Below are 18,167 nucleotides of genomic sequence, written 5' to 3' on the forward strand. Positions count from 1 at the left end.
GTCGGGAAATAGGAGGCCTCTGAAAATGAGAGCGCTAGTACTGGAAGAACAGGATCGGATCCGCATCCGGGACATCGAGGTCAACGAGACGGTCGGTCCCGATGACGTGAAGATCAAGATTGCCGCCGTCGGTATCTGTGGCAGCGATGTCCACTACTACAAGCACGGGCGCATCGGCGACTTCGTCGTTCGCGAGCCGATGATCCTCGGCCATGAGGCCAGCGGCATCATCGCCGAGGTTGGCAAGAACGTGACCAACTTCAAGCCGGGCGACCGTGTCTGCATGGAACCGGGCATTCCCAATTGGCTGAGCCGTGAATCCATGCTCGGCATGTACAACATCGATCCGTCGGTGCGGTTCTGGGCGACACCTCCAGTCCACGGGTGCCTCTGTGACAGTGTTGTTCATCCCGCCAATCTCACGTTCAAGATCCCGGACCATATGACGTTTGATGAAGCCGTCATGGTCGAACCGCTGACACTCGGCGTCCATGTCGCGCGCAAGGTCGGTGTCGTTCCCGGGGATACGGCCATCGTTACCGGCGCCGGCCCTATCGGTGTCATCATCGCGCTTGCAGCGCTCGCCTCGGGTTGCAGCAAGGTAATCATCACCGACGTCGTTCAGGAGAAGCTCGATCTCGTCGAGAACGCCTATGGCGGGCGCATTATGCCGTTCAATGTCGCCAAGGGCGATTTGAAGCAGTTCGTGTCCGAACATTTTCCTTACGGTGCTGACATCCTGTTTGAAGCAAGCGGCTCGGCCAAGGCGATCACCAGTGCGCCGGAGTTCGTCGCAGCCGGCGGCAAGATCGTGCTGATCGGAATGCCCCAGGGCACAACCCCAATTGATGTTGTCGCGCTGCAGGTCAAGGAGATCGTCACCTATTCGATCTTCCGCTACGCGAACGACTATCAGCGCGCGATCAACTTCATTGCGTCCGGCCAGATCGACGTAAAGCCGCTGATCCACAAGCACTACAATTTCGAGGACAGCGTCGCGGCGTTCGATTTCGCGGCTTCAGCTCCTCCAGGCGTCATCAAGACCATCATCAACATGATGTGACTTGAGACGCCGGCGGTTCCGGCACGTGTCCTCCCGGCGCTGCCGGAACCGTCCAACGATGCCGGTTGACCGGCTGAAGGCGAGATGTATCGAGGCCAGTGATATGCTGTATTTGGGGATAGATTGCGGAACCCAGGGTACCAAGGCGGTTCTTTTCGACCCGGAAGCGGGCGGGAAGATCGTGGGGCGCGGGTATGCGCCGCACCAGTTGATTGCGGATGCGACGGGGCGCCGCGAGCAGATGGTCGAATGGTGGACCTCGGCGCTTGAGCAAGCCGTTTTCCACGCGGTCCGGGAAAGTGGCCGGGCCGCCTCCGATGTCGCGGCGATCGCTGTCTCCGGTCAGCATCATGGCTTGGTCATGCTCGACGAAGCTCACCAGGTGATCCGGGGCGTCAAGCTCTGGAACGACACAACGACAGCTGGCGAAAACGAACGGCTGATCGAAGCTGCGGGCGGGCAGGACGGTATATGGGAACTTCTCGGCACGACATTGCCGGTCGGTTATACGGCGTCCAAGGTAAGCTGGGTGCGCCGCAATGAGCCGGAAATCTACGCCCGTATGCGGCACATCCTCCTGCCGCACGACTATCTCAATTTCTGGCTTACGGGCGTCCTTGCCATGGAGGCGGGAGAGGCGTCGGGAACGGGCTTCTTTGACGTCGTCAGCCGGACGTTCTCGGAACGGATGATTGAAATTGTCGATCCTGACGGTGTGCTTGCGCGCGCTTTACCGCCCCTTGTTTCTCCGCTGCAACCAATTGGAACTGTCCGGCGTGAAATTGCAGAGCTATTTGGATTCCGGCCGGAGACGATCGTGGCCTGCGGCTCTGGAGACAATGTCATGGGGGCGATCGGGACCGGTAGTGTGCGCCACGGGCGCGCCACGCTTGGTCTTGGCACCTCGGGGGTGCTGAACCTGTTCAGCGAGCGCCCGGTGCCCGAGATCGAACGCAGCCTGCAGGTATTCTGTGGCGTGGAGGGCGGATGGATCCCCACCACGGCGACGATGAACGCGACCTCGTCCACCAGTCTCATGCGGGACCTATTCGGCGTCGAGGTCGGCGATGTCGATGGCCTGATCGGCGCCGCAAGGCCGGGCGCCGACGGAATACGGATCCTCCCCTTCTTTAACGGAGAAAGACGCCCGTCGCTGCCGCGCGCCCGCGCCTCGATGTTCGGCCTTTCGCAGGACAATGTCAGCCGGTCCAACCTGATGCGCGCAAGTGCGGAGGCCGTCGCGCTGGTGCTGATGTACGGCTACAGACAGCTTCCCGTCGATACTGGAACGCGCCAGACGCTGCGTCTGACAGGCGGGGGCGCCAACAGCCCCGCCTGGCGTCAGATCATCGCGGATGTTTTCGACGCGGAGGCAGTACGCGTCAAATGGGATGAAGGGGGTGCCTTCGGCGCTGCCCTTTTGGCCCTGACCGTAGAACGGCGTCTGTCGGGCGGGCGGGAGACGCTCGCCGATATCTGCGATCGTTTTGTCGAACTCGACGAGGCGATGGCGGCTCACCCCAACGCGGCCAATGTCGCCCTCTACCGCGATGTCTTCGCGGAGTTCCTTGAACTGCTGCGCCGGGAACACGGCGTTGCGTCCTGAAAAGTCAGTTGAGCGGGCTCGTGGCCATCATGGTCTGATCGAGCAAGGTTCACTCGAAGCGTCGGATATCAAGATGTCACACGATCTTTTGGCCGAAACCTCCGCCGGGATCCTCCAGGAAATCAGCGCCACACTGCAAGCGCTCTGTGCAGCTGACGTCGGGGGGCTGATCGACGAGCTCGTGAAGCCGAGGCAAATCTTCTGCCTGGGGGCTGGCCGTTCCGGTATCCTGCTCCGCTCGTTTTGCATGCGGCTCAACCACCTTGGGCTGAAGGCCTATATGGCGGGCGGTCTACCCTGTCCTCCTGCCGGTGCGGGTGACCTTATTGTCGTATCGTCGGGATCTGGATCGTCGGCAAGCGTTCTATCGGTTCTGAGAAAGGCTCGAGCTGCCGGCGCCCTTGTTGCCATGTTTACGGCATCGGATGCTGAAGCCCGCGAGCTTGAGGCAGATCTGGTGATACGCGTGTCTGCTCCTGCGGGCCTCGTCAATCCGAACGAACGACGGTCCCGGCAGCCGATGCGCAGCCTTTTTGAGCAGGCCGTGTTCATCTGCTGTGAATCCGTCGTCTGCCTGCTCAAAGATCGGTTGGGCCAGGACTACGACACCATGGCAAGCCGCCACGCCAATCTGGAGTGATCCGCGAGCACTGAACGGCGATTTCCAGAAGCAATGCCATTCAGCAAAAATCGCCATTCGTTCGCTGGTTGCCGAATACAGTTCTTTCTGTCAAACAGGATGAACATGCAACAAATGAGCGGATCGGATATCAAATGCGTCGGCGCCCTCTCGAGAAACTTCAAGCGTCGTTGGTCGCAAGACGGTTCTACATCGAACAGCAGACCAAATCCCAGATCGCCGATGATCTCGGCATCTCGCGTTTCAAGGTCGCCCGCCTCCTGGAGACCGCGCTTGAGGATGGGATCGTCAAGATCGAGATCAACGACCAGGGGGATATCAACACCGCTCTGGCGGAGAAGCTGCGGCGCGCATACGGCTTGAAGTCGGCCCTGGTACTCGATGGACCGGACCTCCCCGCTTCGTCACTCTTTGAGCCGCTGGGGCTTCTTGCAGCCGACTACCTTGATGAATCCCTTTCAGACGGACAGCTGCTTGGAATTTCCTGGGGCCGGACGCTGGCGGCGACCGCAAAGGCGCTCACTCATCTCCCAAAGGTCGACGTGGTGCAGGCGGCCGGGAGCCCCTCCGGCCTTGACCTGTCGCAAAACCCCACAGAACTCGTGCATCGCTTTGCGCGTGCGAGCGGCGGCGTCGCGTACCCGCTGTTCGGACCGATGTGGGTGGACGACCCCGGTCTGGTAGAAAAGCTGCGCAACGAGACTGGGATCGCGAGTGCATTGTCGCGATACGACAAGATTGACGCATTGGCCGTTGGCATTGGCTCCTGGCGGCCGGAAGAGTCCTGCCTGTGCTCCGGTTTTCCTGATGACTGGCGGCGTGACGTCATCAAGCGCGGGGCAGCCGCCGACCTGTGTGCCACCTTGCTGGACCGGGACGGCAAGGTCGTGCCTAGTCCACTCGACCAGACGGGGCTTTGCATAAGTACCGAGCAGCTTCGGAAGGTTCCCGAACGGATCGGGATTAGCGGCGGCATCGAGAAGGTCGACGCTATCCGCTGCGTGCTCAAGGGCAACTGGATCACCACGCTCATCACTGACGCCGGCGTGGCGCGGAGGCTCCTCGCGGACCTTTCCTAAAAACGCTCAAATGAGCGGATAGTTTATCACTTGACGACTTTTGAGCGTTGAGCTACAACTCTTCTTCAAGAGGAGAGGCGTAGACTGCGTTCGCGCGGTTGGCTGCTCAGGCGGCGCAAGGTTGCCGCCAAAACTCCCCTCGGAGTTCGAGACGAAGTCACAGTTTCTGCAAAAGACGGCCCGGGTTGTTGACGTGGGCGTCGGACGGCGTGCGCGTGCCCTTCGTTTCTCTGAGTATCTCAGGCTCAAATGAGCATTGTTCCCTTCGTCAAGAGCTACGGCGTTTGCCAATGTCTTGCGCGGGAAAGATCAAGGGAGAGAATTGATGACAGCCGCAGCGCCCCTATCGATCAATGATGGCAAGGGCATTCGCATACCGGCGGAGGCAGGTATCGCTTTCGTTTTGCTGATTGTGATGATCGCCGGTTCGCTGGCATCGCCAAATTTCCTGACCCTGTCCAACTTGTTCGTTCTGCTTTTGAACGGCGCCGTCATTGGCTTTCTTTGCCTTGGACAGTCCTTCGTACTTTTTACGGGCGGCATCGATCTTTCGTGCGGCTCCGTTGTGGCAATGACCTGCGTGCTGGCAGCCGTTTTCATCGAGACGCTGGGATTGCCCTGGCCGGTCGCGGCTGTACTGGTCCTGGCCGTCGGCGCGCTTGCAGGCGCTCTCAACGGTTTTATCATCGACAAGACAGGTGTGCCGCCTTTCATCGTGACCTTCGCCATGATGGGTGTCGCGGCCTCCATCCCTCAGATCATCACGGGCGCGGAATCCATTCGTGTGATGGACTTCGGCTATCGCCTGATCGGCCAGGCCAAGATCTTCGGCATACCTTTTCCGGTCATAGCACTTGCGATTGCCATTGCCGCCGCAGCGATCTTCATCAAGCGAACGGTCACGGGTACGCACATCTTTGCCGTCGGTGGCAATGCTGAAGCCGCGCGACTTGCCGGCGTCAACACCTCGCGCATCACCATCCTCGTCTATGCGATTTCCGGCTTTTGCGGTGCCTGCGGTGGCCTGATCTACGGCTCGCGGCTGATGACGGGCTACCCGACTGCCGGTCGCGGCGATGAGCTTTTCTTCTCGATCGCCGGCGCGGTGGTCGGTGGCGTCAGCCTCTTCGGTGGCATCGGATCGGTCTACGGCGCAATGATCGGTGCGACCCTGATCGCCACCATCTCCAATCTCATGAACGTGCTGAATGTCAGCGCCTACTGGCAGCCGCTGGTCATCGGCGTGATCATCCTGGTCGGCGTCACGTTCGACACGCTGCGCTCTTCGAGCCGCCTGTCGCTGCCTTGGGTCGCTTTGATCCGAAAGAAATTCTCGGGCGCCTGAAGCCCCGCGAGACGGAGCCGGCCGTCCCGGCAACGACTGACAATTCATCGTCCAATGAAGGAGGAGTAAGATGAAGACTCTGAGGAATTCCGCATGGGCTGCGTTCGGCCTTTCGCTCGCCCTTTCTGCCTCGGCAGCTTACGGGCAGGAAACGAAGGTGCTCGGTGTCGCGCTACCCAACCTGACCAATCCCTATTACGTCGCCATGAAGAAGAGCTTCGAGGAAAATGGCGCCGCCCAAGGCTTTGAAGTGCGGGTTCTGATCGCCGACAACGACGACGCCAAGCAGCTCTCGCAAGTACAGACGCTCGTCCAGCAAGGTGTTGCTGCGGTCGCGCTCAACTGCGTGTCGTCCGGTCCCTGCGTCGCCTCGGTCGCCGAGCTCAATCAGGCCAACATTCCTGTCTTCGCCATCAACATCCTGCCTGACCCGGAGAGCCTGAAGGGGCAGAACCTCAAGCTGGAGCAAGGCGTGCAGACGGACCAAAAGGCCGGCGGCGTCTATATCGGCCAACAGTTGCTGAAGGACATCGGCGCTGATGGCAAGGCGGTCATCGGCATCGTCGGCGAGCCGACATCGGTCGCAGCCAATGCGCGTGACGAAGGCTTCAAGGAGGCGCTCGCCTCCAATCCCAACGTCAAGTTCGTTGCCCTCGTCAATGGCAAGGTTGAGGAAACCACTTCCCTCAAGGTGACGACCGAGATGCTCCAGGGCAATCCGGAGATCACCGTCGTCTACTCCGACACCGAACCGTCGGCGCTTGGCGCGATTGCGGCAATCCAGCAACTGGGACGTGACGACGTGAAGCTCTATGCCTTCGTCGACAAGCTCGGCGTCAAACATATCGAGGACAACTCGATCCTGAAGGCAGGCGCGATCCAGGAACCAGCGAAGCTCGCGCAGATCCAGGTCGAGAACATCAAGAAGTTTCTCGCCGGCGAAAAGCTCGAGCCGATCGTTGACAGCCCGCCGCTGCTTGTCAGCAAGGACAACGCGGGCGAAGTGGTCGACAAGGCCTATTGAAATCACAGCCGTCGCGCGGCGTCCCAAGCCGCGCGACACGATCATCGGGAGGTTATGGATATGTCCGAACTGGCAAGCTACAGGGCAGAAGGCATCACCAAGGCATTTGCCGGCGTCGGTGTTCTGCACGGCATCGATTTCGAAGTGAAGCCCGGCACGATCCATGGCCTGTTCGGCCACAACGGTGCCGGCAAGTCGACGCTGCTGAAAATCCTCGCCGGCGCCCAGCCGCAGGACAACGGAACGCTTGCGATCGGTGGCGAAACCCTTGTCATTGCATCCCCGCGGGAGGCCTTGGCCAAGGGGATCGGCTGCGTCTACCAGGAGCTCCGCCTCATCCCCAACCTGACGGTGGCGGAGAACCTTTTTCTCGGTCGCGAGGTGACGCTGAATGGCCTGAAACGTACCGCGGAGATGAATAGCTACAGTGTCAAGCTGCTCTCTTCCTACGGTCTTTCGATCGACGTGACGCGCACCGTCAAGGGGCTGTCACATCCTGAAAAACAGTTGATCGAGGTGATCGCAAATCTCGAGGGCAAGGCGCGTTTCCTCTTCCTCGACGAGCCGACAACTGCGCTTGACGGCCAGCAATCAACCGAGCTCCTTGCGCATGTGCGGGCAATCGCGCTTGAGCGCAACATCGGCATTGTGCTCGTTTCCCATAAGCTCGATGAAGTTCTGACGGTGTGTGACGAGGCGACCGTGCTTTCCGGTGGCCGTGTCGTCTACCATGCATCGGGTACGGCCGTGAGCAAGCAGGCGATCGTCGATGCCATCGTCGGTGATGCGCACGGCAAGCATGTGGCAACCGCCCGCGAGGCACGCACCGCAGGCAGCGTCTTTCTTCGCACCAGGGGGCTTGGAGGCAATCGCCTCAAGAGCGCGGACATAGAGGCGCGTCGCGGCGAGGTGCTCGGACTTTACGGTCTCGTGGGATCCGGCCGTACCCGATTGCTGCGCTCTCTCTACGGCATGGAACCCGTAATCCGAGGAACGGTTGAGCTTGGCGGAAAACCCTATCGTCCAAGCACTCCGAAAGCCGCGATCGAAAGCGGAATTGCGTTCCTGACCGAAGAGCGCAAGATCGACGGCTTCATTCCGTTGATGAATTCTTTCCAGAACGTGGTCCTGTCCACGCTCAGCCGTTACCGCCGCGCTGGATTTGTCGACCTTGCCGGTGCACGCGCCGCAGCCCAACGGACCCTTGCCACCATCGGCACGCGCGGTCGCCTCGATGCCCCTGTGAAGTCGCTCTCGGGCGGTAACCAACAAAAGGTCCTGCTTGCCCGTATCATCGAGCAGAATGCCGGCCTCATTCTCTTGGATGAGCCGACCAAAGGTGTCGACATCGGTGCGAAGGGGGATATCTACGACATCATCCGTCACCTTGCGGACGAAGGTCGCTGCATCGTCGTCGTCTCCAGCGAGGAGGAGGAGCTGATGGAGATCTGCGATCGCATCGCCATCTTCCAGCACGGCCGCTGCATCACGGAGCCGAGGGCCGTTGCGGACTGGTCTCTTCCAAAGCTGCGTGAAGCCGCGTGGGCGCACGTCGAAGAGGTGCCGGCGGCATGACCGCGCTTTCCCCGTCGCTCTATGCTGCCGATCCACTCCTCATCACCGACGAGTTAGAAGCCGTCGCGCCCTATGCCGAGTCATTCCATCTCGACGTGATGGACGGCCAGTTCGCGCCGGAGTTCGGTTTGAACTTCCGCTTTATCCGTGATCTTGCTCAGGCCACAGAGATACCACTCGATGTGCATCTGATGCTTGCCAGACCGCGAGATGCCGTCGTGCGCGTCGCCGAGATGGGGGTCCGCTCGATCGCGGTTCATGTAGAGATCAAAGATGATCTTCGTGATCTTGTCTCCATCATTCGCCGCAATGGCGGCAAAGCCTATGCCGCGCTCCGACACACGACCCCCGTGAGCGTTCTGGAGCCAATTCTCGAGGCTATCGACGGGTGTCTGTTCCTAACTGCGCCCGCGGGCGGAGGGAAATTCGATGAGCTAGCATTCGAGCGCCTCGCGCAACGACCCAAGGGGCTCCACACCGTCGTCGATGGCAAGATTGGACCGGAGCATTTTGCCCGGCTTAGGGCGCACGGTGTCGACGTCGCTGTGGTGGGAGGTGCACTCTTTTCTAACGGGCACGTGGCGGAACGAGCCGCGAAATTCGTCGCCGCGCTTGCCGGGTGACTTTCCGGGCTCAGATAGAACAAACTTGCTCGAGATCGACGGAAAGAGTTCCGCAGTTGGCATGATGTATCGTCGGCAACGGGTGATGCCGCGCTCCAAGTGGCTGGCACAAGCGCGGCTCAATACCTGCCGTCACCGCCAGAGCATCCCGGGATCTGTGACTCCGGGCGTGTCGGTTGGGCTGTCCGACGGCCGAGCAGCTCCTCTAACTGGACCGTTGCATTCCTGCTTCCTTTCGGCGGGGTTCCCCACGCCTCCGCGTCGTTAAGGCCTTCAAGGACTGAAGGAAGTCATCGACGAATGTGAAGATGACGGGAATGACGACGAGGCTGAGAACGGTGGAGGTCATCAGACCACCGATGACGACGATCGCCATTGGCTGGCGGAAGCTCGAATCGCCGCCCGCCAGGCTCAAGGCGATCGGCAGCATCCCGCCGCCCATGGCGATCGTGGTCATGACGATCGGCCGCGCCCGCTTGTGGCAGGCATCGACGAGCGCGTCGAACCGCGAAAGGCCCGCGCGCCGCGACATGATCGCGTATTCGACCAGGAGGATCGAGTTCTTCGTTACCACTCCCATCAGCATCAGCAGCCCGATCACGGTCGGCATAGAGAAACTGGTGCCCGTCAGCACGAGCGGAAGCAGGGCGCCGCCGAGCGACAGCGGAAGCGCCATCAGGATCGTCAGCGGTTGAAGGAAGTCGTGAAAGAGCAGGACGAGCACCGCATAGATGCAGAAGATGCCGATCGCCATGGCAATGCCGAAGCTTTCGAAAAGTTCGGAGCTGCGCTGCAATTCCCCCTGTTCGACGAGTTTGACGCCATCAGGAAGCCTGTTGAGGGCCGGCAATGCCTGCGCCTCGCGATAGACGTCGCCGAGGATGCGTCCGTTGAGTTCGACGGAAAGCGTGACGTTTCGCGACCGATCGATGCGATTGATCTCGGACGGCCCGCCGCCGATACGGATGTCGGCGACCGAGCCTAAGTCGACGCTGCCTCTTGCGCCTGCGACACGCAGGTTCGCGATATCGCCAAGCGTCGTGCGGTTCTTCGGATCGAAGCGAACGCGGATCGAAATCTGGCGCTGCGGCAGGTTGAGCTTGGCGAGCGCAGTGGAGTAGTCTCCGTTCGTCGCCACACGGACCGCCTCGGAGATCGCCTCGGTGGTTACGCCGAGGGCTGCCGCGCGGTCGACGTCGGGCACGATCTGGATCTCCGGGGCCTGCAGCGAAGCGCTTGAGGTCACGGCGCCAATGCCCTGAAGCGTGCGCAACTGTTCCTCAAGGGTAACGGCCGCCTGATCGAGTGCACCTGCATCGTCGCTCGAAAGCGTGATCTCCAAGGTCGTGCCGTTGCTGCCGGTGCCCACTTCGATCCTGGCACCGGGCAGGACGGCGAGCGCCTGGCGGATATCATTTTCGATCTCGGCTTGCTTGCGGTCGCGATCGCCGATCTTCTTGAGATCGACGACAAGCGTGGCGGTTGCCGTATCGCTGGTGATGGAACTATCGAAGCCGCCCCCGGACGACGCTGTCCCGACCGAGGAAAACACGCGCGTAACGTCCGGCAGGTCGGAGACGATTTGCGCGGCGCGGCGCGTGAGCGCGTCAGTTTGCTCGATCGTGCTGCCCGGTTGCAGCGTCAGGGTCACCTGGGTCTGCGCATCGTCTGATGCCGGCAGGAAGCCGGAACTCAGGAGCGGGATCGTCGAAAGCGACAGGCCGAGAAAGACGCAGACGCCGAGCACGGTCAGCTTGCGGTGGCTGAGGCATGCTTTGACGAGGGCCATATAGGCCCGCATGATCCGGCCGTCCTTCTGGTCAACCGGATGCGCCTTCATGAGATAGGCGGCCATCATCGGCGTGAGCAGGCGTGCGACCAGCAGGGAGGCAAGAACCGCGACAGCCGCGGTCACGCCAAACTGGCGGAAGATCAGGCCAGGAATACCGCTCATGAAGGCAGTCGGCAGAAAAACGGCAACGAGCGTGAAGGTCGTGGCGATGACGGCAAGGCCGATCTCGTCTGCCGCCTCCAGGGCCGCGTCCATGGGCGACTTCGACATCTGCAGATGGCGGGCAATGTTCTCGATCTCGACGATGGCGTCGTCAACGAGTATGCCGACGACGAGCGAGAGCGCCAGCAAGGTGACGGTGTTCAGACTGAAGTCCGCCAGATACATCACCAGGAACGTCGGAATGACTGACAACGGCAAGGCGACGGCCGACAGAAACGTTGCCCGCCAGTCGCGCAGGAACAGCCAGACCACCACCACCGCAAGGATGGCGCCTTCATAGAGCATGTGCATGGAGCCGTCGTAGTTTTCGATGATCGGTCCGACGGTGCTGTAGGCCTCGACGATCTCGATGTCGGGATTGGCGGCAGCGAAGGCTCGCATGGCGGTTTGAATATCGGCCGCGACGCCGGTGTCGGAAAAGCCGTTCGATCGCTTGACCTGGACGGCGATCGCCGGCGCGCCGTCGAGATAGGCGATCGACGACCGGTCGGCAAAACTGTCGGTCACGGTTCCGATCTCGTCGAGCCGCACCAGCTGTCCGCTCGGCAGCGGAATGGCGAGCGCCTTCAAATCCTCGATGGACGAAACCGCGCCGAGTGTGCGCACGGCCTGCTTTCCACCCCCGATTTCCGCCCGGCCGCCGGAGGTGTCCGACTGTACGGATTTTAGCTGAGCGGAAACGGACGCGGCGCTGAGGCCAAGCGAATTCATGACCTCGGGATCGAGATCGATGTGTACTTCGCGGTCGATCCCGCCGATCCGGCTGACCTCGCCGACACCCGACACCGACAGAAGCGCCTTGGTCATGTCGTTGTCGACGAACCAGGAGAGCTCGGTTTCGTCGAGCTGGGTCGAACGCACGGCGTAAGTCAGGAGCGGTGAGCCCTGCACGGTAACTTTCGTCACGCCCGGTGTCTGCATGGCGGCTGGGAGGTCACCGCTGGCGCTGTCGACGGCATTGCGGACCTCGTTGAGAGCTTCTTCGCTGTCCTTTTCGAGTTCGAACGAGACGTTGATGGAAACCGCGCCATCCGTGATCGTCGTGGTGATGTGGTCGAGCAGGCTCAGCGAGGCGAGCTTGTCCTCGATCTTGCGCGCGACTTCCGTTTCGAGCTGTGCCGGTGCTGCGCCTTCGAGCGTGGCACTGATCTTGATGGTTGGCAGGTCCATATCCGGAAAATTCTGGACCGAGAGCCGATCGAAGGCGAGCAAGCCGCTCACGGTCAAGAGAATGAAAAGAAGGATGGCGGGAACCGGCTTGCGGATCGACCAGGATGAGACGTTCATCAGGCTTCTCCCGCGACCCGAACGAGGGCCCTGTCCGCAAGGAAAGCGCCACCTGTCGTTACCACCTCGGCTGCGCGATCGAGGCCTGAGAGGATCTCGACCTCTCCACCATTCCGCCGGCCGATCTCGACACGGACGCGCGCGGCGCGTCGGTCAGGTCCGACGGTGAAGACGTAGCTGATGCCGTCGCGTTGCACGAGTGCCGCCTCCGGTACCGTCAATGCCGGCTTCGTCTCAAGCTCGATCTGGCCGGTGACATAAAGACCGACAGGCGGATGGCCCTTCATCGCCAGCGCCACATAGGCGAGCGCTCGTCCGGTGTCGGTGCTGACCGTTGGCGAAACAAGGCGCACCGTCCCTTCGATAGGCTGGTTTCCAGGACCAGAGATAATGGCCGCGAGGCCTTCCTGGATGCGAGGAAGATGACGTGCCGAGACTTCAGCCTGCCATTCGACGCGCTGCTGGCGGATGAGCCTGAACAGCTCGGCGCCGGAGGAAACGACGGCGCCGAGCTGGGCCGAGCGCGATGTGATGAGACCATCGTCGGCGGCGACGATGGTCGTCTGGTCAAGCTTGATCTTCTGGCTTTCCAGCGAGGCCTCGGCAGACTCGACGGCCGCGACCGCCGTCTGTTCGGCGATCAGGTATTCGGTGATCTTCTCGTCGGAGAGCGCGCCGCTCGCCTGCACTTTGCGAGCACGCTCGGCGTTTGCCTTGGTCTTGGCAAGATCAACCTTCGCCGTTTCGAGCGCTGCCTCCCCCTTGCGCAGTTCGGCGCGAACGCTCTCGTCGGCAAGACGCACGAGCGGCTGGCCCTTGGAAACGACCGATCCGACTTCGACGAGGACTTCGGTGATGCGAAGGCCGCCGATTTCAGCGGCGATAACCGCCTCGTGCCAGGGTTTCAGCCAGCCGCTGGCCGGTACCGTTTCAGGCCATTGGCGCATCGTGGGCTTGGCCACCGCGACGGTCAGGACCGCCGCCTCATTTTCCAATGCAAGGGCGTGCGGGGTCGGGGAAACAACGCTAACGCAGAGGGAAAGTGCTAGGAGGAAAGGGACCGATCGCATCAGAGCATGTTTCCTTTTGATTGTTCCCGGAGAGGTTTCGGGGCGGCTGCGTTTTGGCTCCAGCCGCCGCCAAGTGCCTTGTAGAGAGCGATCCAGTAACGCGTGGAATCGCGGCGGATCTCGATCAGCGAGACCTCGGCCGACTGTGCCGACCGCCGCGCCTCCTCCCGGTCGAGCAGGCTTGCTCCACCCGCCTTCCAGTTTGCATCGATGGCGTTGAAATAGGTCCGGTAGTTTTTGGCTGCGGTGGTGGCGTCGCCAATGCGCCGGCGCGCACTGTTGCTGCGCACGAGCGCCGTCTCGACCTCGGCGACTGCGTCGAACACGCCGGTCTTGTAGGCCGCGACGGCGGCATCATAGTCGGCGATGGCGCTGGCGACGCCAGCGCGGCGCGATCCGCCATCAAAGAGCGGGATCGTGAGTGCCGGACCGAAGGACCAGGGAACGGAGCTTCCAGTCAACGAGGAACTGCCGATCGTCAGTGCCCCCCCGAGACTGAGGCTCGGATAGAGGTCGGCCCTTGCCGCCCCCACTTCGGAAAGGGATGCCGCGATCTCCAGCTCCAGCGCATTGATATCAGGACGTTGTCGCAAGGCTTCGGCCGGAACGGCCGCCAGCTTGATGTCTTTTGGAGAGGGGATGGCTGCCTTGCCTTTTGCCAGGAGGTCGCGCACGCGCGGTTCGTCGCCACCCGAGAGCTGGGCGAGTGACTTGATGAGGACCTCACATTCGGCGCTCTGAGCCGTCAGCGTGGAGGATGAGGAGGCAGCACCCGCTCGCGCCAACGCCAGATCGGCGCTCGAGGTGAAACCGGAAGTCGCTGCCGTTTCCATGGCGCGGATCGTCGCGCGCTGCGAGGTGAGTTCGGCGGCGTAGACCTTCTCGAGCTGTCGGCAGGCCCGATATTGCACGTAGGTGTCCGCGACCTCGGCGGCGAGCGACACGCGGGCCTCGTGCCAATCGGCGACCTCTTTGCGAACCCGGAGCCCGGCCGCCTCGCTCTTTTGCCTCAGCTTGCCGAAGAGGTCGATTTCCCATGAGGCGTCGAGGCCGCCACTCGTTGTCGTCGCGCCTGCAACCTGATTGCGGCTGACGCCGCCGGTGCCCGAACCCGTGGACGAGGCCGAACCGTCAAGTGCCGGGAAGAGGCCGGCTCGCGATGACGCCAGTGTGGCGCGGCTCTTCTCGATCTCCGCCGCAGCGGACTCAAGGCTTGGATTTTCAGTCTCTGCGGCCGCGATAAGCGCGGTGAGCGATGGATCATTGAAACTCGACCACCATGACACCAGGTCAACTGTCCGACCGCTGTGCGGCAGGGTCGCATGCCATTGATCCGCGACCTTCATGGCGGGCGCCTTGAGATCGGCGAGGGTCGTGCAACCTGAAACGATCAGGCAGACAGCAATGCCGCACGCGCCGGAAAATCTTCGATGGGCCGCCTTCATTGCGCTTTTTCAATCCCGTTGCTCTTGCTCGGGATGTAGCCGATCAAATGTAAAGTGCGGTCAAAGCTCGGTTAAGTTAGGTAAAATCCAGTGCCTGTGGCGGTGTCGTCGTATACTTGTTCCTTGCACATGCGGAGGCGCTGAACATGGAAAAGGTCCTTCTGGTCGACGACGACACGGAGCTCACGACGCTTCTCAAGGAATACCTGGAGGAGGAGGGGTTTTCCGTTGTCACCACCGAGGACGGCCGCATGGCAATCGGGCTGACGGCATCGAATGCCGTCGATATCGTCGTGCTTGATATCATGATGCCGAAGATGAACGGGATCGAGCTTCTTCAGCGTATTCGCCGCACCAGTGCCGTGCCAATCCTGATGTTGACGGCCAAGGGCGACGATGCCGACCGGATTGCCGGCTTGAACCTCGGCGCTGACGACTATGTGCCGAAACCCTGTTCGCCCGGTGAACTGGCGGCGCGGCTGCGCGCCATTCTGCGCCGCGCCGTCCGCTCGGCACCCGTGTCGGAGGTCTTGCGAGCCGGCGACCTCGTCCTCCACCCGGCAAGCCGGACGGCGGAATGGCGCGGCAAGCCGCTGGAGCTGACCGGTACCGAATTCAGCCTGCTTGAGGTGCTGGCTCGCAGCGTCGGTCAACTCGTACCCAAACAGGAGATTTCCAAGCGGGCGTTCGGCCGGGCGCTGACCCCGTTCGACCGACGGATCGACGTCCACATCAGCAGTGTCCGCCAGAAGCTTGGTGCGCGCGAGGACGGCCAATCGTGGATCCAGTCCGTCCGAGGGCAGGGCTACCAACTCGTGCAGGACCGCTGATGCGTCGACTGTTCTGGAAGTTCTTTGCGGTCATCTGGCTGACGCTGACCGGTTCGATCGCCGTACTGATCACCGTGCTCGCCTTCCTTCAGGTCGTGCCCTTCTCGCGCGAAGTGGAACAGGGGCAACAGACCCTTACACTTGACGTTGCGGCGCGGCTTCTTGAAAAACAGGGGCTCGGCGCGGCCGAGGCCTTCATATCCGAAGCGGCGAGAGCCTCGACGCCGGTCCTGCTCGCGGTTTCATCGGTGTCGAGCTCTGGCGAGTGTACGCAGGCGCCAGCCGAGGGCACGCGGATCGTCAGGAATGGCGACCTCTGTTACCGCATCGCCCTCAGGGAGCGTGGGGACGGACCATTTTCTCGCATCCTGCCCCGCTTCGTGCCGTGGCTCTCGGCGTTTCTCGCTGCCGCGATCGCCGCCTATCTGCTGGCTCGTTATCTGCTCGGCCCAGTGGAGCACCTGCGTGGCGGGCTGAGTGCGCTCGCTGCCGGCCGCTTTCATGTGCGTATCGGCGACAGGGTGGGCGGGCGCAGGGACGAGGTGGCTGCCCTCGCGCATGATTTCGACGTGAGTGCCGCGCGGCTCGAGGAAATGCAGAAGGTGCAGCAGCGGCTTTTTCACGACGTGTCCCACGAGCTGCGTTCGCCGCTTTCGCGCTTGCGCGCCGCCATCGGTGTGCTGGAACAGAACCCCGCGAAGCTTGATGCGGTCATGGGGCGAATGGTCCGGGAGATCGAGCGCATCGACGGCCTCGTTGGTGAGATCCTGACGCTCGCGCGCCTCACGGACCAGTCGAAGGATGGGCTCGAGGTGCAGACGCTCGATGTCATCGACATTCTTGACGACATTGTCGCCGACGCGGCCTTCGAGGCGCAGAGTCGCGATATCAGGGTCACTCACGATCGGGCGGGAGCCTTCGTCGCCGAGGTTAATGGCGAGTTGATCTATCGGGCGATCGAGAATGTGGTGCGCAATGCGGTCAAATACACGGCCGACCACACGCAGGTGTCCGTGATATCGAAAGTTGAGAACGACCGATTGCGCATCACGATCTCGGATCAGGGACAAGGCGTGCCCGCGTCCGAGCTCGGCCAGATCTTCCATCCATTCTCCCGCGGGGAGGCTGCCGGCACGACCGGCGGCTATGGCCTTGGCCTTGCCATCACCAAGCAGGCTATCGAATGGCACGGCGGGACTGTGGAAGCCTCGAGCGGGACAGCCGGTGGCTTGACGATTGTGATGGAACTGCCGAAAGCTCCGCGGAGCGGCGTGTCAGCTTAGCCGTTGCTGTAGCCGTGGCGGCAATGTCGTTGAGCGTCGGATCGCAGAACGGCGCGGCTGATTGTGAGCCGCATGGGCCGCGGAGCAACGATCGGCAAGCCGTATTGCCCCTTTGGCCCCTTCAGGTGCGGCGGCTGTTCATGTGATCGAGCATGCCCGCCGGTGCATCTGCAGAAAACATGTCTGCAAAGCCGGAGGCAGCGTCGTCTGCAATGCCGGCTGCGCGGTCCAGCATCATGATCTCGAATTCCGCGACCGCTTGCGGCCACCCGGCTGCCGACACCAGGGCTTCGGCCAATTCCGCCGCATCCAGCATGGCCAGATTTACACCGACGCCCACGGGCGGCATGACATGGGCGGCATCGCCGACAAGGGTGAGACCCTGCTGATGCGGCCAGCGCAAGCCAGCAGGCAGCGCGACGATCGGACGGATCGCAGCGATCGCATCGGCATCGGAAATGAACGTCAAGAGCTTGTCAGACCAGCCGTCGAACCATTCGAGGAGCTGGGCTTTGCCCAACCCGGCGAGGGCAGCATCCGGACGTTGGGCTTCAGCGAGAGTAAGAGGGATCGCCGCGTAGATGCGGACATGCCCCCCGCCGTTTCGCTGGGCGACCAAGCCCAATCCCGCGTGCAGCGCGAACATGGTGCCGCGGCCGATCATTTCTGCGATTTCGGGGTGCCGCTCATCGATCTCGTCAATCCAGAGTTCGACGAAGGTCATTCCGGTATAAACCGGCTGGACACGGGTGAGGGCCGGGCGCACGCGAGACCAGGCACCATCGGCGCCGACGACCAGGTCGAAGCACGCGCTTATGCCGTTTTCGAAGTGCAGGTGGTGGCTGCCATTGGCGTCGCTTGTCACTGTCTTCAGGCGGTGGTCCCATTTTACCGTGCCCGGGGCAAGCGAGGACAAGAGCAACTCGCGCAGGGCGCGGCGGTCGATCTCAGGCCTTTGTCCTTCGCCCGGAGCCGGCAGATCTTCGGCAAGCACCGTTGCAGACCGATAGTCGAGCATGCGGGTATCCTGATCCTCGTGCCGCGCGATCTCCTGAAAGGCTGCCAGCAAGCCAGCCTGTGCGAGCGCGCGTTGGCCGGTCTCGGCGTGCAAATCCAACGTGCCTCCCTGATCTCGCGCCTGTTGCGAGGTTTCGGCCTCAAACACCGTTACTTTCCAACCGTGCCGTTGAAGGATTGACGCGACCGTGAGTCCGGCCGGGCCTGCGCCGACGATTGCGATGGTGGGACGTTGTAACATTGAGCAATCTCGCTTACAAAAAACA

14 protein-coding genes are annotated in these 18,167 nt (G+C 61.9%); 10 read left to right on the top strand and 4 right to left on the bottom strand.

The features are described from left to right. Positions 1 to 25: 25 nt before the first annotated feature. The 8 genes from VGO04_RS02480 (at position 26) to VGO04_RS02515 (ending at position 8,955) form a co-directional block, all read left to right on the top strand. Entirely contained in the window at positions 26 to 1,063 is a 1,038-nt protein-coding gene (locus tag VGO04_RS02480) for an NAD(P)-dependent alcohol dehydrogenase (RefSeq protein ID WP_327494377.1), read from the top strand. Between the two features lie 58 nt (positions 1,064 to 1,121). Next, positions 1,122 to 2,669, top strand: a complete 1,548-nt coding sequence (gene xylB, locus VGO04_RS02485; RefSeq protein WP_327494378.1) for a xylulokinase — start codon at positions 1,122 to 1,124, stop codon at positions 2,667 to 2,669. Next, on the top strand, positions 2,659 to 3,309 hold the full coding sequence (locus tag VGO04_RS02490; protein ID WP_327494379.1) for an SIS domain-containing protein: 651 nt from the start codon (positions 2,659 to 2,661) through the stop codon (positions 3,307 to 3,309). The genes xylB and VGO04_RS02490 overlap by 11 nt, the downstream gene beginning before the upstream one ends. 68 nt (positions 3,310 to 3,377) lie before the next feature. Further along, on the top strand, positions 3,378 to 4,388 hold the full coding sequence (locus tag VGO04_RS02495; RefSeq protein WP_327494380.1) for a sugar-binding transcriptional regulator: 1,011 nt from the start codon (positions 3,378 to 3,380) through the stop codon (positions 4,386 to 4,388). Between the two features lie 325 nt (positions 4,389 to 4,713). After that, positions 4,714 to 5,733, top strand: coding sequence for an ABC transporter permease (locus VGO04_RS02500; protein ID WP_327494381.1), 1,020 nt, complete (start codon positions 4,714 to 4,716; stop codon positions 5,731 to 5,733). A gap of 70 nt (positions 5,734 to 5,803) precedes the next feature. Then, positions 5,804 to 6,757, top strand: a complete 954-nt coding sequence (locus VGO04_RS02505; RefSeq protein WP_327494382.1) for a substrate-binding domain-containing protein — start codon at positions 5,804 to 5,806, stop codon at positions 6,755 to 6,757. A 60-nt stretch (positions 6,758 to 6,817) separates the two neighbouring features. After that, the gene (locus tag VGO04_RS02510; protein WP_327494383.1) at positions 6,818 to 8,332 is read left to right on the top strand and encodes a sugar ABC transporter ATP-binding protein; all 1,515 of its coding nucleotides are present in this window, start codon (positions 6,818 to 6,820) and stop codon (positions 8,330 to 8,332) included. After that, positions 8,329 to 8,955 carry a hypothetical protein gene (locus tag VGO04_RS02515; RefSeq protein WP_327494384.1) on the top strand — a complete coding sequence of 209 codons (627 nt, stop codon included), beginning with the start codon at positions 8,329 to 8,331 and terminating at the stop codon, positions 8,953 to 8,955. The genes VGO04_RS02510 and VGO04_RS02515 overlap by 4 nt, the downstream gene beginning before the upstream one ends. Before the next feature lie 205 nt (positions 8,956 to 9,160). Here the strand turns inward: VGO04_RS02515 and VGO04_RS02520 are convergent, their stop codons facing one another. From VGO04_RS02520 to VGO04_RS02530, 3 genes are read right to left on the bottom strand one after another with little or no spacing between them, the layout of a single operon-like run. Continuing rightward, on the bottom strand, positions 9,161 to 12,256 hold the full coding sequence (locus VGO04_RS02520; protein WP_327494385.1) for an efflux RND transporter permease subunit: 3,096 nt from the start codon (positions 12,254 to 12,256) through the stop codon (positions 9,161 to 9,163). Continuing rightward, positions 12,256 to 13,326, bottom strand: a complete 1,071-nt coding sequence (locus VGO04_RS02525; protein ID WP_327494386.1) for an efflux RND transporter periplasmic adaptor subunit — start codon at positions 13,324 to 13,326, stop codon at positions 12,256 to 12,258. Before VGO04_RS02525 ends, VGO04_RS02520 begins: the two co-directional genes overlap by 1 nt. Beyond that, positions 13,326 to 14,771: an efflux transporter outer membrane subunit gene (locus VGO04_RS02530; protein ID WP_327494387.1), complete on the bottom strand. Its 1,446-nt coding sequence runs from the start codon at positions 14,769 to 14,771 to the stop codon at positions 13,326 to 13,328. Before VGO04_RS02530 ends, VGO04_RS02525 begins: the two co-directional genes overlap by 1 nt. 146 nt (positions 14,772 to 14,917) lie before the next feature. Between VGO04_RS02530 and VGO04_RS02535 the strand changes: the two genes are divergently transcribed. Both VGO04_RS02535 and VGO04_RS02540 read left to right on the top strand, forming a co-directional pair. Further along, positions 14,918 to 15,601 carry a response regulator transcription factor gene (locus VGO04_RS02535; RefSeq protein ID WP_327494388.1) on the top strand — a complete coding sequence of 228 codons (684 nt, stop codon included), beginning with the start codon at positions 14,918 to 14,920 and terminating at the stop codon, positions 15,599 to 15,601. Further along, complete coding sequence (locus VGO04_RS02540) at positions 15,601 to 16,884, top strand: sensor histidine kinase (RefSeq protein ID WP_327494389.1); 1,284 nt, start codon at positions 15,601 to 15,603, stop codon at positions 16,882 to 16,884. Before VGO04_RS02535 ends, VGO04_RS02540 begins: the two co-directional genes overlap by 1 nt. 121 nt (positions 16,885 to 17,005) lie before the next feature. On the opposite strand, the gene VGO04_RS02545 is transcribed toward VGO04_RS02540, so the two are convergent. Continuing rightward, entirely contained in the window at positions 17,006 to 18,142 is a 1,137-nt protein-coding gene (locus tag VGO04_RS02545; protein WP_327494390.1) for an NAD(P)/FAD-dependent oxidoreductase, read from the bottom strand. Positions 18,143 to 18,167 lie beyond the last annotated feature (25 nt).

It is taken from the genome of Ensifer sp. (assembly GCF_035999185.1).
Lineage (GTDB): Bacteria > Pseudomonadota > Alphaproteobacteria > Rhizobiales > Rhizobiaceae > Ensifer.

Bases quoted from the DNA above. Each gene is read 5' to 3' on its own strand.
- VGO04_RS02500 (WP_327494381.1), top strand. From the start codon at position 4,714: ATGACAGCCGCAGCGCCCCTATCGATCAATGATGGCAAGGGCATTCGC.
- VGO04_RS02540 (WP_327494389.1), top strand. From the start codon at position 15,601: ATGCGTCGACTGTTCTGGAAGTTCTTTGCGGTCATCTGGCTGACGCTG.
- VGO04_RS02520 (WP_327494385.1), bottom strand. From the start codon at position 12,256: ATGAACGTCTCATCCTGGTCGATCCGCAAGCCGGTTCCCGCCATCCTT.
- VGO04_RS02545 (WP_327494390.1), bottom strand. From the start codon at position 18,142: ATGTTACAACGTCCCACCATCGCAATCGTCGGCGCAGGCCCGGCCGGA.
- VGO04_RS02515 (WP_327494384.1), top strand. From the start codon at position 8,329: ATGACCGCGCTTTCCCCGTCGCTCTATGCTGCCGATCCACTCCTCATC.
- xylB (WP_327494378.1), top strand. From the start codon at position 1,122: ATGCCGGTTGACCGGCTGAAGGCGAGATGTATCGAGGCCAGTGATATG.
- VGO04_RS02530 (WP_327494387.1), bottom strand. From the start codon at position 14,771: ATGAAGGCGGCCCATCGAAGATTTTCCGGCGCGTGCGGCATTGCTGTC.
- VGO04_RS02510 (WP_327494383.1), top strand. From the start codon at position 6,818: ATGTCCGAACTGGCAAGCTACAGGGCAGAAGGCATCACCAAGGCATTT.
- VGO04_RS02505 (WP_327494382.1), top strand. From the start codon at position 5,804: ATGAAGACTCTGAGGAATTCCGCATGGGCTGCGTTCGGCCTTTCGCTC.
- VGO04_RS02535 (WP_327494388.1), top strand. From the start codon at position 14,918: ATGGAAAAGGTCCTTCTGGTCGACGACGACACGGAGCTCACGACGCTT.
- VGO04_RS02525 (WP_327494386.1), bottom strand. From the start codon at position 13,326: ATGCGATCGGTCCCTTTCCTCCTAGCACTTTCCCTCTGCGTTAGCGTT.
- VGO04_RS02480 (WP_327494377.1), top strand. From the start codon at position 26: ATGAGAGCGCTAGTACTGGAAGAACAGGATCGGATCCGCATCCGGGAC.